Here is an 854-nt window from a genome sequence, read left to right as displayed (position 1 = left end):
CCAACGCGGCATACTCGGGAATTGATGACACGCCCTAGGGCGCGATCACCTCGGCGCCGCTGGCGCGTAGCCGATCCAGCGGCCCGCCCGGCTCCTGCAGGGTCTGCATCGGCAACGCCGCGAAACTGGAGCGGTTCTGCGCCAGCGCCCGCTCGGCCACCTGCAACCAGGCCGCCTGCGCACGCTGGCGCACATCGCCCAGGCCCAGCTTGCGCGCGATCGCCGCTTCGCCGACCGCGTCCAGGCACACCCGGTACTGATCGTTGGCGGGCAGCCTGGCCAGCGTGTCCAGATCGCCTTCGGACCACGCATTGGCGCGCTGGCGCATCGTCTCCAGGTCGCGATCGATGACCTGCAAGGTGCGCGCGAAACAGGCGCTGTCGTTGAGCGAGGTCGCCCGGAACTCCTGCAGCGCGCGCTTGGCGTCGGGCACCTTGACCTCCACCACCACCGGCACGATCGGCACCCTGGCGCGCTTGGCCGCACGCGCGATCACCGGCTGCACCACGCTGCCCAGGCTCAGGCCGGAAGTGCGCATCGCCGCTTCGTACAGCTCCTGCGCCGCGAACACCGGCCGCCAGCGTTCCACGCTGCTGTCGCGGCCCAGGTAGCGCGCCTTCAGCGGCAGCCAACGCGCATACAGCTCCGGCGGCAGCACCTGCTGCAGGGTGCGGTCGTCGGGATTGCGCCGCGCCTTGAGCAAGGACGGCAGCAGCATCAGGCTGCGGAACATGCCCAGGCCCGAGTCCAGGGTGAGGGTCGGCGCCGCGATCACCTGTTGCGATTGGGCGATCACCCGCTCCACTTCGCCCGATTCCCACTGCATGCGCTTGGGCAGCGGCGACACCGTGCCG

1 protein-coding gene is annotated in these 854 nt (G+C 70.6%); it reads right to left on the bottom strand.

The window, feature by feature from the left end:
* Positions 1-34 precede the first annotated feature (34 nt).
* Positions 35-854 (bottom strand): TraB/GumN family protein (locus D588_RS0122440; protein ID WP_017917599.1); only part of this gene is annotated, 820 nt, incomplete at its 5' end.

Source organism: Xanthomonas sp. SHU 308 (assembly GCF_000364645.1).
GTDB lineage: Bacteria > Pseudomonadota > Gammaproteobacteria > Xanthomonadales > Xanthomonadaceae > Xanthomonas_A > Xanthomonas_A sontii.
The sequence above is the reverse complement of the archived record's forward strand: the minus strand, read 5'-3'. Positions and strand labels throughout refer to the sequence as shown.